This window comes from Rhodococcus sp. Z6_132 (assembly GCF_058133635.1).
The window spans coordinates 1375574-1389117 of sequence record NZ_JBYUNP010000001.1 but is presented as its reverse complement, the minus strand read 5'-3'; the positions used below and the strand labels follow the sequence as shown (position 1 = coordinate 1389117).

The window sequence follows — 13544 nt, the reverse complement described above, 5'->3', positions numbered from 1 at the left end:
CCAGGCACAGAGACCAGCGCCGAGCGGCGGGCTCGCGGGCTCGAGATGATGGAGCAGGTCTACGGCTTCACCATGCAGGACGGCCCCGGCGCGCACTTCGCCGCCACCGCCGACCACCTCTTCGCCGACATCTGGTCGCGGCCGGGGCTGAGCATCCGGGACCGCCGCCTGCTGCTGCTCGGAGCACTGACCGCACAGGGCCAGATCGACGTCGCGGAGATCCAGGTGGGTGCGGCACTGCACAATGAGGAGCTAGACGAGACGCAGCTCCGCGAGATCGCGCTCTTCCTGTGCCACTACGTCGGTTGGGCGCAGGGGACCAAGCTGGACGCGATGGTGGGGCGCGTGGCCGCCAACCGAAAGTAGGACCGCTGACCGTGAGCACCCAGACCCTGCCCATCGAGCTGGTGGACCTGGCCGAGCAGACCCCGGGCTTCATGCCGATCGACGAGGGCACCGCCCTGCACGAGGCGGCCCTGGCCTACCTGGGCGACGGGGTGGGGGTGGAGATCGGCACCTACTGCGGCCGTTCCACCGTCTACCTCGGCGCCGCGGCCAAGGCGGTGGGCGCCACCGTGGTGACGGTGGACCACCACCGCGGCTCGGAGGAGCACCAGCCTGGCTGGGAGTACCACGACCCGACGTTCATCGACGCCCACACCGGCCGGTTCGACACCTCCACGCGGCTGCGCCACACCTTGGCCGACGCCGGGCTGGAGGAGCACGTGGTCACGGTGGTGGCCGCGTCCACCCAGGTGTCGGCGTTCTGGCGCACCCCGCTGTCGCTGCTGTTCATCGACGGCGGGCACAGCAGCGAGGCAGCGCAGGCCGACTTCTCCGGCTGGGCGCCGTGGGTGGCGGTGGGTGGCGCGCTGGTCATCCACGACGTCTTCCCCGACCCCGCCGACGGCGGCCGTCCCCCGTACGAGATCTACCAGCGCGCGCTGGCCACCGGTGACTTCAAGGAGGTCTCCGTGCAGGGCTCGCTGCGGGTGCTCGAGCGCACCAGCGGTCAGACCGGGGAGCCGCTGGCGTAGCAGTGGTCGCCGCAGCTGTCCGGCCCGAGCTCGGCGGCCGGCAGCGCGGCGTCGCGGAACAGCCCGGCACCAGGAGTGGCGCCGGCGAGCGCGTCGGCGGCCAGGATGACCGCAGCGCTGGTCCAGGAGCTCTTCTCCTCGGGCCAGCGCTTGCCGTCGGCGTAGACCAGCCCGGTCCAGTAGGAGCCGTCCGGGTCGCGCAGGTGCTGCATGTTGGTGAACAGCTCCAGCGCCTCCCCCCGCCGGCCCATGGCGTCCAGCGCCAGCACCAGCTCGCAGGTCTCCGCACCGGTCACCCACGGCTTGTGGTCCACGCAGCGGATGCCCAGGCCGGCCACCACGAAGTCGTCCCAGCGCTCGGCGATCAGCTCGGCGGCCTGCTCACCGCGCACCGCTCCGCCCAGCACCGGGTAGTACCAGTCCATGGAGAACTCGGGCTTGGGCGTGAACGCCTCCGGGTGGCGGCGCAGGGCGTGGCCCAGCTGGTACAGCGCCACCTCCCACTCCGGCTGCGGGTCGTCCAGCTCCTCGGCCAGCAGCACCGCGCAGCGCAGGCTCTGGTGGATGCTGGCGGAGCCGGTGAGCAGCGCCTCGGTGAGCACCCCGCCCGGGCCGCAGGCCCAGTAGATCTCCCCGCCCGGGGCCTGCAGCTGCAGCACCAGGTCGATCGCTGCCCGCACCGCCGGCCACAGCCGGGCCGTGCGAGCGGCGTCGCCGCGCACCAGGTGCTGGTGCCAGGCCGCCACCGCGAGGTAGGCACAGAAGTTGCTGTCGGTGCCGGCGTTCTCCACCGTGGTGCCGCGCACCTGCATCGGCCAGGAGCCGTCGGCGCGCTGGGTGCGCAGCGACCACTCCAGGGCCGCGTCGGCCTCCTCGTCCAGGCCCAGCGTGGTCAGCGCCATGGCCGACTCCAGGTGGTCCCACGGATCGGTCTGCCCGCCAGGGAACCACGGGATGGCACCGGAGGGCTCCTGCATGACCGCGATCGCCCGTCCGGTCTGCACCGCCTGCTCGGCGGTGAGCACTCCGGGCACCGCGGGCGCCGGGTGCCGGTCCGACCGGGGCGTCGGCTGTCGACGCCGCAGGTCAGACGGCCGCAACGGGGACCTTCGGCTTGCTGAGGTAGAACACCACGCTCTTGCCGATCACCGGGTTGAGCAGCTTCTCCGCGGTCCGGGTCAGCCACGGGCCCTTCATCAGGTCCCAGACCAGCATCTGGTGGTAGGCCTTGGGCAGCGGGTGCTCCTGCTTGTCCACCCCGACGGCACACTTGAGCCACCAGTACGGCGAGTGCAGCGCGTGGGCGTGGTGGACGTGCTCCACCGTCAGGTTGGCCGCCTCCAGCTTGGCGGCGAGCTCGTCGGCGCGGTAGATGCGGACGTGGCCGCCCTCCACCTCGTGGTAGGCGTCCGAGAGCGCCCAGCAGATCTTCTCCGGGAAGTACCGCGGGACGGTCACCGCGGCCACGCCGCCGGGCTTGAGGATGCGGGTGAGCTCGGCGATGGCCCGCTCGTCCTCGGGGACGTGCTCGAGCACCTCGGAGATCAGCACCACGTCGAAGGACTCGTCCTCGTAGGGCAGGGCGAGGGCGTCACCCACCTCGGTGCGAGCCGTGGCCCCCTCGGGGACCTCGCCCTCCAGCTCCATGGCCCCGAACATGTCCGCGACCGCGGCCATGTCCGACTCGCTCTGGTCGAAGGCGATGACGTCGGCGCCGCGGCGGTACAGCTCGAAGGAGTGCCGTCCGGCTCCGGCCCCGATGTCGATGACCTTGTCTCCCGGCTTGACGCCCAGACGATCGAAGTCGACGGTCAGCATGCTGTGCGTGGCTCCTTCTGCTCCCCAGTGCCGTTCTCCTGGTGGAACCGGTCGATGGTGGTGGCGTAGAACTGCGCGGTGCGGGCCGCCACGGCGGCCCAGCTGTAGCGCTCCAGGACGCGGGCGCGTCCCGCGGTGCCCATCCGCTCCCGCAGCGCGGCGTCGTCGAGCAGGGTGGCCAGCGCGCCGGCCAGCGCCTCGGAGTCGCCGGGCTCCACGAGCAGGGCCGCGTCACCGTGCTCGCCGACGACCTCGGGCAGCGCCCCGGTGCGGGTGGCTACCAGCGGGGTACCGCAGGACATCGCCTCCACGGCGGGCAGCGAGAACCCCTCGTACAGCGAGGGCACGGCGGCGACCTCGGCCGAGGCCATCAGCCGACCCAGCTCGTCGTCGTCCACCCCGGACACCGTCTGCACGATGTCGGCGATGCCCAGCTGCTCGATCAGCCGCGCGGAGCGACCCGCCGGGTCCAGCTTGGACACCAGCACCAGCTCCACGGTGCGCTCGGTGCGGAGCTTCGCCACGGCCTCCAGCAGGTTGGCCACGCCCTTCAGCGGCATGTCCGCGCTGGCGATGCAGGCGATGCGCCCGGGCACCCGGGGCGTGCTCGGCGGGGCGAAGATCTCGGTGTCCACGCCCAGCGGGATGGTCTGCAGCCGACCGTCCGGCACGTCGAAGGCGGTGCGGATGTCCTGCTCGGAGGACTTGGAGACGGTGAGCAGCGCGGGGATCCGCCGGGCCACCCGGCCTTGCATGCGCAGGAATCCGTACCAGCGGCGCAGGCTGAGCTTGCGGCGGCCGCGCGCGGCAGCGAGGTCGACGTCGCGGTCGCGGGTGATGGGGTGGTGGATGGTGGCCACCAGCGGCAGCCCGGCCTTGACCAGGCGGAGCAGGCCGTAGCCGAGGCTCTGGTTGTCGTGCACCACGTCGAACTCCGCGGCCCGCTTCCCCAGCAGCCGCGCGGCCCGCAGGCTGAACGTGAGCGGCTCCGGGAACCCGGCAGTCCACATGGTGGCGACCTCGAGCACGTCGATGCCGTCACGGATCTCCCGCAGGTGCGGCGTGCGGAACGGGTCGGGGTCGCGGTAGAGGTCCAGGCTGGGGACCTTGGTCAGCGCCACGCCCGGGTCCAGCTCGGGGTAGGGCTGGCCGGAGAACACCTCGACGGTGTGGCCCAGCGAGACGAGCTCACGGCTGAGGTGGCGCACGTACACGCCCTGTCCCCCGCAGTGCGGCTTGCTTCGGTAGGACAGGAGTGCGATCCGCACTGCTCACCTCAATCCCTCGGGTCGGTGTGATCGGCTCCACTTTAGAACACGTTCACCCTGGGTCCGGGCATCGCCCTGGGCCAGTCAGCCGCGCGGCGCTGCCCGTCGACCCGCGGCAGGTGGGGCCACGAGTCCGGACTAGACCCAGTCGTCGTGCCGCGGCCAGGTGAGGAAGGCCTCCAGGTCGGTCCGCTCGGGCGCGGGGCCGGTGTCCCCGAGGTCCACCGAGGTGTACGCGCCCCGGTAGAACAGCAGCGGACGCTCGTGCCCCAGCTGGCCCAGCGTCTGCACCCGGCCCACCACGATGTCGTGGTCTCCGCCAGAGTGCACGTCCTCGATCACGCAGTCCACCCAGGTCAGCACGCCGTCGAGCACCGGAGAACCGCCCGGCGACGGGAACCAGGTCAACCCGGCGAACTTGTCCTCGGCGCGGGAGCCGAACACCGAGCTGACGTCGCGCTGGTGGTCGGCGAGGACGTTCACGCAGAACCGGCCCGAGCTGCGGATGGCCGCCCAGGCCCGGGACAGCCTGCCCGGGCAGAAGGTCACCAGCGGCGGGTCCAGCGAGAGCGCGGCGAAGGACTGGCAGGCGAAGCCCACCGGCACCCCGTCGGCGACCGCAGTGACCACGGTGACGCCGGTGGCGAACTGGCCGAGGACGGTGCGGAAGCGGGTGGAGTCGAAGGCAGCGTCGGTCAGGCTCACTGCTGGCCCCGGACGCTGAAGTCGTGTCCCCACAGCGACACCGCGGTGCTCTCCCTGGCGATCCAGCCCTCGTCCTCCACCTGCAGGCCCTCGCAGCCGAACTCGACGTCGAAGCCGCCCGGGGTCTTCATGTAGAAGGAGAGCATCTGGTCGTTGACGTGCCGGCCCAGCGTCGCCGACATCGGCACCTTGCGGCGCAGCGCGCGGTCCAGGGTGAGTCCGACGTCGTCGGAGTGCTCCACCTCGATCATCAGGTGCACGATGCCGCTGGGGGTGGGCATGGGCAGGAAGGCCAGGCTGTGGTGGCGCGGGTTGCAGCCGAAGAAGCGCAGCCACGCCGGCTCGCTGTCCGGGGCCCGGCCGACGAACTCCGGAGCCAGCCGCATGGAGTCGCGCAGCCGGAACCCGAGCACGTCGCGGTAGAAGGTCAGCGCGGCGGCGTCGTCGCCGGTGGACAGCACCACGTGGCCCAGGCCCTGCTCGCCGGTGACGAAGCGGTGCCCGTAGGGGCTGACCACCCGGCGGTGCTCCAGGGCCGCGCCGTGAAACGCCTCCAGGGTGTTGCCCGAGGGGTCGGCGAAGCTGATCAGCCCGACCACCCGACGGTCGGCCAGCTGCTCAGCGGTGCCCTCCTTGAACGGGACCCCGGCGGCGTCCAGGCGGGCGCGGACGTCGTCCAGCTCGGCAGCGTTGGCGGTCTCCCAGCCGGAGAGCTGCAGCCGGTCGTGCTCGCCGGGGACGATGACCAGCCGGGCCGGGAAGTCGTCCATCCGCAGGTACAGCGCCGCCGGATCGGCACCCTTGCCCTCCACCATGCCGAGGACCTTGAGGCCGTACTCCCGCCACGCGGCCATGTCGGTGGTCTCGATGCGCATGTACGCCAGCGAACGGATCCCCATCACGTCACTCCCACTCCGAAGTCGGTCGAACGGTCGGCGAGCGCGGACGGGCCGGCTCGGTCCTGCGTGGCCCCTGTCTAGACCATCGAGTCGGTGATCGGCAGCCCGAACTCGCCACTGCCGTACATCACGTAGGCCCGCTCGGGCTCGTTGGCGGCGTGCACCCGGCCAGCGTGGGCGTCGCGCCAGAAGCGCTGGATGGGCGTGCCGTTCTGCAGCGCGCTGGCGCCGGAGTTCTCGAACAGCCGGTCCACCGCCCCGATGGCGCGGCCGGTGCCGCGCACCTGGTCCCTGCGGGCCCGCAGGCGCAACGACATCGGCACCTCCTGGCCGGCAGCGAGCAGCGCGTGCTCGGCGGCCACGTTGCCCGCGAGCTGCAGCCAGGCGGCGTCGATGTCGCTGGCGGCCTCGGCGATGCGGACCTTGGCGAACGGGTCGTCCCTGGCCTTCTCCCCCGCGAACGCGGCCCGCACCCGCTTGCCCTGGTGCTCCACGTGTGCGGCGTAGGCACCCGCGGCCATGCCCACGATGGGAGTGCTGATGGTGGTGGGGTGGATGGTGCCCCAGGGCATCTTGTACAGCGCGGCGGTGTTCTCCACCAGGCCCGGGGCGGTGCCGCTGCTCATGTCCATGAAGCTGAGCACGCGGTGGGCCGGGACGAAGACGTCGTTGATGACGATGTCGTTGCTACCGGTGCCGCGCAGGCCGACGACGTCCCAGACGTCGTTGACGGTGTAGTCCGGCCGGGGCACCAGGAAGGTGCAGAAGTCCACCGGCTTGCCGTCACCGTTGAGCACCGGGCCCCCCACCATCACCCAGGTGGCGTGGTCGCAGCCGGAGGACCACGACCACTTGCCGGTGAGCCGGTAGCCGCCCTCGGTGATCACGCCCTTGCCCATGGGGGCGTAGGAGGAGGAGATGCGGGTGTCCGGGTTCTCCCCCCACACGTCCTCCTGCGCCTGCCTGGGGAACAGCGCCAGGTGCCAGTTGTGCACCCCGATGATGGAGGAGACCCAGCCGGTGGAGCCGCACGCGGCGGCGATCTCCTTGACCACCGAGTAGAACGTCACCGGGTCTGCCTCGTGGCCGCCGTAGGTCTTCGGCTGCAGCAACCGGAAGAAGCCGAGCTCCTGCAGCTCCTTGATGCTCGCGTCGGGGATGCGACGCAGGTCCTCCGCCTCCTGCGCACGCACCCGAAACGCCGGGAGCAGCGTGCTCACACCGGCCAGGACGTCGTGTCCGACTACTTCGCTCATCCCGTGCTCCCGTGTCTGGCCGGGGTGCCTGGCGACCGTGCGGCACCGTCTGCTGCGGCCCAGACTAGAACATGTTCCAATTCGTGTCGAGGCCACTCGCGCTGGCGATTTGGCCACCCATTCTGTAACGTGTTCTACCACCAGATCGGCCCTAGCTCGGAGGCACCAAGATGACCCAGACCAGCAGCACCGCACACGACACCGACGAGGTGCGGCAGATCGACGTCGGCGAGCTGCAGACGCGCTTCGCCCGCGGCTGGCACTGCATCGGCCTGGCCGACACCTTCCGCGACGGCAAGCCGCACTCCATCGAGGCCTTCGGCCAGAAGCTCGTGGTCTTCGCCGGCGAGGACGGCAAGATCAGCGTGCTCGACGCCTACTGCCGCCACATGGGTGGTGACCTCTCCCAGGGTGAGGTCAAGGGCAACACGGTGGCCTGCCCGTTCCACGACTGGCGCTGGGGCGGCGACGGCAAGTGCAAGGCCGTGCCCTACGCCAAGCGTGTCCCGCTGCGCGCCCGCACCGCCGCCTGGACCACCATGGAGCAGAACCAGCAGCTCTTCGTGTGGAACGACCCGGAGGGCAACCCGCCACCGGCGGAGGTCACCATCCCCCGCATCGAGGGCGCCTTCAGCGACGAGTGGACCGACTGGACCTGGGAGACGCTGGTCATCGAGGGCTCCAACTGCCGCGAGATCATCGACAACGTCGTGGACATGGCGCACTTCTTCTACGTGCACTACGCCTTCCCGCTGTACTTCAAGAACATCTTCGAGGGCCACATCGCCTCGCAGTACATGAACAGCCGCGGCCGCCCCGACATCGGCATGTCCACCCAGTACGCCGGCACCGAGACGCTGGTCGAGTCCGAGGCCGCCTACTACGGCCCCTCGTACATGATCAACCCGCTGGTCAACAAGTACGGCGGCTACGAGGTGGACAGCGTGCTCATCAACTGCCACTACCCCGTCTCCGCCAACAAGTTCGTGCTGCAGTACGGGGTCATCGTCAAGAAGCCCCAGGGCGTGAGCGACGAGACCGCCGCGAAGCTCGCCCGCAAGTTCGCCGAGGGCGTGGGCGAGGGGTTCATGCAGGACGTGGAGATCTGGAAGAACAAGACCAAGATCGAGAACCCGCTGCTGACCGAGGAGGACGGCCCGGTCTACCAGCTGCGTCGCTGGTACGAGCAGTTCTACGTCGACGTCGACCAGGTCACCGACGAGATGACCCAGCGCTTCGAGTTCGAGGTGGACACCACCCACGCGAACGAGAACTGGGAGGCCGAGGTGCAGGAGAACATGCGGCGGATGCAGGCCGAGGCCGAGGCCGCCAAGACCTCCCAGGAGGTCTGAGCACCATGGCCGACACCGCCACCTGGGCCAAGGCACCCAGCTTCGCCAACCAGCGCGAGGTCGCCGAGCGCCTGCACGCTGAGACTGAGGCTGACAAGCTGCTGTACACCACGGCAGGATTGCAGCCCGTCGACTGCGGGACCTGCGGGACGCGCGTGCTGGTGAAGAAGAACAGCAAGCAGCACACCAGCATCCAGTGGACGACACGCGCGAAGGAGAGCTGTCCCGAGCTGCGGGCCGGAACGAGCACGGGGTCGATGACCGCGCTGCCCGACACCTGCCCCAGACTGAGGGCCAGCATCAGCTACGCAGTGGCCGAAGGCATGCTGCAGGTGGGCGACCCCGACGGGGAAGCCGGAAACAGGAGTGACAGTGACTGAGACGGTGACCGCCGAGTCGGTGCCCACAGGGGCACACTCGCACCTGCTGCGAGTGCTCGACGTCGTCGAGGAGACCCACGACGCCCGGTCGCTGGTCTTCGAGATCCCGGCCGAGGCCAAGGAGCGCTTCGCCTACGAGCCGGGGCAGTTCCTCACGCTGCGCATCCCCAGCGACCAGACCGGCTCGGTGGCGCGCTGCTATTCGTTGTCCAGCTCGCCCCACACCGACGGCGTGCTCAAGGTGACTGCCAAGCGCACCTCCGACGGCTACGGGTCCAACTGGTTGTGCGACCACGTGACCGTGGGCATGACCATCGAGGTCCTGCCGCCCGCCGGACTGTTCGTGCCCAAGTCGCTGGACGACGACTTCCTGCTGCTCGCCGCGGGCAGCGGCGTCACCCCGGTGATGGCCATCCTCAAGTCGGCTCTCGCCAAGGGCGACGGCCAGGTGGTGCTGCTCTACGCCAACCGGGACGAGAAGTCGGTGATCTTCGCCGACGAGCTGCGCGAGCTGGCCGCCGAGCACCCGCACCGGCTGCGGGTCATCCACTGGCTGGAGAGCGTGCAGGGCCTGCCCTCCCGCGCCCAGCTGGAGGAGCTGTCCCGGCCGTTCATCGGCTACCAGGCGTTCATCTGCGGGCCGGGCCCGTTCATGGACGTGGCCACGCACGCGCTGCGCGAGCTGGGCATGGACCGACACCAGATCCACGTCGAGCTGTTCAAGTCGTTGATCGGCGACCCCTTCGCGCCGACGCAGCAGGAGGTGTCCGCCGAGGATGCCGGCACGGCAGCCACCGTCGAGGTGGACCTCGACGGCACGGTGCACAGCCTGGAGTGGCCGGCCGACACCCTGCTGCTGGACCTGCTGCTGGAGAAGGGCATCGACGCGCCGTTCTCCTGCCGCCAGGGCGCGTGCAGCGCCTGCGCCTGCATCGTCAAGGAGGGCGAGGTGAAGATGCTGGTCAACGAGATCCTGGACGACCAAGACCTCGCGGACGGCTTCGTGCTCGCCTGCCAGGCCCTGCCGATGACCGACACGGTCAAGGTCACCTACTCCGAGTAGGCCGCCACGCGGTCGGCCGACCACCGCGGGACGCCCGGTTGCCGCACGGCGACCGGGCGTCCTGCGTGCCGGCCCCGCCGCCCCCAGGCCACCCGATACTGGAACAGGTTCCACTGCCTGCGCAGGGCCATCGTGCCTGTTCGTGCGCCTAGGATGGCGATCCTGAGCGCAACAGCTACAACCTGTTGCAGCCCGACCAAGTGGAGGATCCATGGGTGCGAACGAGGCCGAGCAGACGCCGACCGACACCAGCAGCGCGGCGCCCGCGCCCGCGCCCGCGCGCGGCCAGGACGAGACCTACGACGTGGTCGTCGTGGGCAGCGGGGCGGCTGGCATGACCGCGGCGCTCGCGGCGGCCAAGCAGGGCCTGTCGGTGGTGCTGGTGGAGAAGGCCAAGCACTTCGGCGGCTCCACCGCCCGGTCCGGCGGCGGCGTCTGGATCCCCAACAACGAGGCGCTCAAGGCCTCCGGGGTCACCGACGACACTCCCGCGGCGGCGCGCACCTACCTGCTGAGCATCATCGGCAAGGACGTGCCCGTGGAGCGCATCGACGCCTACCTCGACCGCGGCCCGGAGATGCTGTCGTTCGTGCTCCGCAACAGCCCGCTCAAGCTGACCTGGGTGCCCAACTACTCCGACTACTACCCCGAAGCGCCCGGTGGTCGCCTGGGCGGCCGCTCCGTGGAGCCCAAGCCGTTCGACCTGAAGAAGCTGGGCAAGGAGGCCAAGAACCTCGAGCCCGACGTGGCGAAGGCACCGCTGGGCGTGGTGGTGACCCAGGCTGACTTCAAGTGGCTGAACCTGATGATGCGCAACCCCCGCGGTCCCGCACGGGTGCTGCGGGTGGGTGCCCGCTGGATGTACAGCCGCGCCACCGGCAAGGCTCTCGTCGGACGCGGCCAGGCGCTGGCCGGTGGGCTGCGCGCGGGGCTGCTGGACGCCGGCGTGCCGGTGCTGCTGGACACCCCGATGCGCGACCTGGTGAGCACCAACGGCCGGGTCACCGGCGTGGAGGTGCTGCGGGAGGGCGCGATGTCCGTGCTGCACGCCCGTCACGGCGTCATCGTCACCAGCGGCGGCTTCGACCACAACGACGAGATGCGCAAGAAGTACCAGCGCGCCCCGATCGGCACCGAGTGGACGGTGGGCGCCAAGGCCAACACCGGTGACGGCATCCTGGCGGGACAGAAGCTGGGCGCTGCGCTGGACCTCATGGACGACGCCTGGTGGGGCCCGTCCATCCCGCTGACCGGCGGGCCCTGGTTCTGCCTGGCCGAGCGCACCCTGCCCGGCGGCATCATGGTCAACACCCGCGGCAAGCGGTTCTTCAACGAGGCTGCGCCCTACGTGGAGGCCGTGCACCGCATGTACGGCGGTGAGCACGGCCAGGGCGAGGGTCCGGGCGAGAACGTGCCGGCCTGGATGATCATCGACACCCGCTACCGCAACCGGTACATGTTCGCCGGCCTGCAGCCGCGCGCACCGTTCCCCGGCCGCTGGCTCAAGGCGGGTGTCATCGTCAAGGGCGCCACCATCGCCGAGCTGGCCGAGCGCATCGAGGTGCCCGCCGACGTGCTCAGCGAGACCGTCGAGCGCTTCAACGGCTTCGCCGCCAAGGGCAAGGACGAGGACTTCGGCCGCGGTGACAGCGGCTACGACCTGTACTACGGCGACCCCCGCAACAAGCCCAACGCCACGCTCGGCGCGCTCGAGGTCGGACCGTTCTACGCGGTGAAGATCGTGCCCGGTGACCTCGGCACCAAGGGCGGCATGCGCACCGACGTCAACGGCCGAGTGCTGCGCGAGGACGGCTCGGCCATCGAGGGCCTCTACGCTGCGGGCAACGCCTCCGGGCCGGTGATGGGCCACACCTACGCCGGGCCGGGCGCCACCATCGGCCCTGCGATGACCTTCGGCTACCTCGCCGCTCTGGACATCGCCGCCCGCAAGGCCGGCAACAAGCCCGACAACAACGACACGAAGGCGGCCACCAGTGCCCATTGATCTCTCCGTCGCACTCGGCGCGGAGCTTCCCGAGCAGACCTTCTCCTGGACCGCCTCCGACGTCCAGCTCTACCAGCTGGGCGTGGGAGCCGGGGCGCACAGCCTGGACCCCCAGGAGCTGGCCTACGTGCTGGAGGACCGGCTGCAGGTGCTGCCGACCTTCGCCACCGTGGCCGCCAGCTTCCACGCCACCGAGGCCCCCAAGGTCTCCTTCCCGGGCGTGGAGATCGACCTGGCCAAGGTGGTGCACGGACACCAGAAGGTGACGGTGCACCGCCCGATCCCCACCGCGGGCACGGCGACCACCCGCACCCGCATCGCCGAGGTGTGGGACAAGGGCAAGGCCGCCGTCATCATCCAGGAGGGCGAGACCGTGGACGCCGACGGCAACCCGCTGTGGACCACCCGGTCGGGCATCTTCGCCCGGGGCGAGGGCGGCTTCGGCGGCGAGCGGGGCCCCTCCGACAAGGTGGAGCTGCCCGACCGGGCGCCCGACCACGTGGTGGAGTCGCCGATCCTGCCGCAGCAGGCGCTGCTGTACCGCCTGTGCGGCGACCGCAACCCGTTGCACTCCGACCCCGAGTTCGCCAAGGCGGCCGGCTTCGACAAGCCCATCCTGCACGGGCTGTGCTCCTACGGGGTGGCCGGCAAGGCCGTGGTGGACGCCGTGCTCGGGGGCGACACCAGCAAGGTGGCCTCCTTCGGGGTGCGCTTTGCCGGCGTGCTGTTCCCGGGCGAGACGCTGCGCACCCGGATCTGGGAGGACGACGGCCAGTACCTGGTCACCGCCAGCGTGGTGGAGCGCGACGACGCCCCGGTGCTCGCCGACGGTGTACTGACCACCGCCTGAGCCTGCGAGGCACCACCGCCGACCTGACTGCGGCCCCCACCCGATCCGGGCGGGGGCCGCAGTCGTCGGTCGGGCCGCACCATGGCCGGCCGCGAGCTCAGGCGTGCGCGCGCGAGGGCAGGGTGAGGATCTCGGCGCCGTCACCGGTGATGGCGATGGTGTGCTCGCTGTGGGCGGTCCGGCAGCCGGTCGCGCTGCGCAGCGTCCACCCGTCGGCGTCGGTGACGAGCTCTGCGGTGTCGGCCATGACCCACGGCTCCAGCGCGAGCAGCAGGCCGGGGCGCAGCTTGTACCCACGGCCGGGCCGTCCGGTGTTCGCCACGTGCGGGTCCTGGTGCATCGTCGAGCCGATGCCGTGACCGCCGAACTCGGTGTTCACCGGGTACCCCGCCTCGCGCAGGACCGTCCCGATGGCGTGGGAGATGTCCCCGATGCGGGCTCCCGGGCCGGCAGCGGCGATCCCCGCGTGCAGCGCGCGCTCGGTGGCCTCGATCATCGCGACGCTCTCCGGGGGCTGCGCGTCGCCCACGATGAAGCTGATGGCGGCATCGGCAGCGACGCCGTCCTTGGTGACGGCGAGGTCCAGCGTCAGCAGGTCGCCGTCGGCGAGGGCGTAGTCGTGCGGCAGGCCGTGCAGCACGGCGTCGTTCACTCCCGTGCAGATGTAGTGGCCGAACGGCCCGCGCCCGAAGGACGGCGCGTAGTCGACGTAGCAGGACAGCGCCCCGGCGTCGGCGATCAGGGCCTGGGCCCACCGGTCGATCTCCAGGAGGTTGGTGCCGACTGCGCTGCGGCCCCTGAGGGTCTGCAAGATGTCCGCGACCAGCGCACCCGCCTCCTTCGCGCGGGCCAGCTGGGAGGGGTTCAGGATCTCGATCACGTGGCGCGTTCCTCACGGGTAGCCAACAACT

Annotated in this window: 14 protein-coding genes; 7 read left to right on the top strand and 7 right to left on the bottom strand. The window is 70.8% G+C overall.

All coding sequences use genetic code 11. The features are described from left to right. Positions 1-45 precede the first annotated feature (45 nt). Together AC3YO9_RS06505 and AC3YO9_RS06500 are read left to right on the top strand one after the other, a co-directional pair. Positions 46-366, top strand: a complete 321-nt coding sequence (locus tag AC3YO9_RS06505) for a carboxymuconolactone decarboxylase family protein (RefSeq protein ID WP_127784588.1) — start codon at positions 46-48, stop codon at positions 364-366. A gap of 11 nt (positions 367-377) precedes the next feature. Continuing rightward, entirely contained in the window at positions 378-1037 is a 660-nt protein-coding gene (locus AC3YO9_RS06500; RefSeq protein WP_489982527.1) for a class I SAM-dependent methyltransferase, read from the top strand. Here the strand turns inward: AC3YO9_RS06500 and AC3YO9_RS06495 are convergent. The 6 genes from AC3YO9_RS06495 to hsaA all read right to left on the bottom strand — a co-directional run bounded on the left by AC3YO9_RS06495 (position 1013) and on the right by hsaA (position 6983). Beyond that, positions 1013-2071 (bottom strand): prenyltransferase/squalene oxidase repeat-containing protein, encoded by a 1059-nt coding sequence (locus tag AC3YO9_RS06495; RefSeq protein ID WP_489982526.1) that lies wholly within the window; start codon positions 2069-2071, stop codon positions 1013-1015. The two genes, AC3YO9_RS06500 and AC3YO9_RS06495, sit on opposite strands and share 25 nt — an antisense overlap. 52 nt (positions 2072-2123) lie before the next feature. Next, on the bottom strand, positions 2124-2855 hold the full coding sequence (locus tag AC3YO9_RS06490) for a class I SAM-dependent methyltransferase (RefSeq protein ID WP_489982525.1): 732 nt from the start codon (positions 2853-2855) through the stop codon (positions 2124-2126). Further along, positions 2849-4123 (bottom strand): glycosyltransferase family 4 protein, encoded by a 1275-nt coding sequence (locus tag AC3YO9_RS06485; protein ID WP_127781879.1) that lies wholly within the window; start codon positions 4121-4123, stop codon positions 2849-2851. Before AC3YO9_RS06485 ends, AC3YO9_RS06490 begins: the two co-directional genes overlap by 7 nt. Before the next feature lie 138 nt (positions 4124-4261). After that, on the bottom strand, positions 4262-4822 hold the full coding sequence (gene hsaB / locus AC3YO9_RS06480) for a 3-hydroxy-9,10-secoandrosta-1,3,5(10)-triene-9,17-dione monooxygenase reductase subunit (protein ID WP_206518171.1): 561 nt from the start codon (positions 4820-4822) through the stop codon (positions 4262-4264). 2 nt (positions 4823-4824) lie between these two features. Further along, positions 4825-5727 carry an iron-dependent extradiol dioxygenase HsaC gene (gene hsaC, locus AC3YO9_RS06475; protein WP_489982524.1) on the bottom strand — a complete coding sequence of 301 codons (903 nt, stop codon included), beginning with the start codon at positions 5725-5727 and terminating at the stop codon, positions 4825-4827. A gap of 77 nt (positions 5728-5804) precedes the next feature. Then, positions 5805-6983 carry a 3-hydroxy-9,10-secoandrosta-1,3,5(10)-triene-9,17-dione monooxygenase oxygenase subunit gene (hsaA, locus tag AC3YO9_RS06470; RefSeq protein ID WP_489982523.1) on the bottom strand — a complete coding sequence of 393 codons (1179 nt, stop codon included), beginning with the start codon at positions 6981-6983 and terminating at the stop codon, positions 5805-5807. A 170-nt stretch (positions 6984-7153) separates the two neighbouring features. Here hsaA and AC3YO9_RS06465 point away from each other — a divergent pair, with 170 nt between their 5' ends. The 5 genes from AC3YO9_RS06465 to AC3YO9_RS06445 all read left to right on the top strand — a co-directional run bounded on the left by AC3YO9_RS06465 (position 7154) and on the right by AC3YO9_RS06445 (position 12633). Then, positions 7154-8335 carry a 3-ketosteroid-9-alpha-monooxygenase, oxygenase component gene (locus AC3YO9_RS06465; protein WP_489982522.1) on the top strand — a complete coding sequence of 394 codons (1182 nt, stop codon included), beginning with the start codon at positions 7154-7156 and terminating at the stop codon, positions 8333-8335. A 5-nt stretch (positions 8336-8340) separates the two neighbouring features. After that, positions 8341-8715, top strand: coding sequence for a hypothetical protein (locus AC3YO9_RS06460; RefSeq protein WP_127781874.1), 375 nt, complete (start codon positions 8341-8343; stop codon positions 8713-8715). Positions 8716-8719: 4 nt separating this feature from the next. Then, on the top strand, positions 8720-9778 hold the full coding sequence (locus AC3YO9_RS06455) for a 2Fe-2S iron-sulfur cluster-binding protein (RefSeq protein ID WP_127784586.1): 1059 nt from the start codon (positions 8720-8722) through the stop codon (positions 9776-9778). Between the two features lie 211 nt (positions 9779-9989). Next, the gene (gene kstD / locus AC3YO9_RS06450; protein WP_489982521.1) at positions 9990-11783 is read left to right on the top strand and encodes a 3-oxosteroid 1-dehydrogenase; all 1794 of its coding nucleotides are present in this window, start codon (positions 9990-9992) and stop codon (positions 11781-11783) included. Then, on the top strand, positions 11773-12633 hold the full coding sequence (locus AC3YO9_RS06445; RefSeq protein ID WP_489982520.1) for a MaoC/PaaZ C-terminal domain-containing protein: 861 nt from the start codon (positions 11773-11775) through the stop codon (positions 12631-12633). The genes kstD and AC3YO9_RS06445 overlap by 11 nt, the downstream gene beginning before the upstream one ends. A 97-nt stretch (positions 12634-12730) precedes the next feature. Here AC3YO9_RS06445 and map read toward each other — a convergent pair whose 3' ends face one another. Further along, entirely contained in the window at positions 12731-13513 is a 783-nt protein-coding gene (map, locus tag AC3YO9_RS06440) for a type I methionyl aminopeptidase (protein WP_489982519.1), read from the bottom strand. Between the last annotated feature and the right edge of the window lie 31 nt (positions 13514-13544).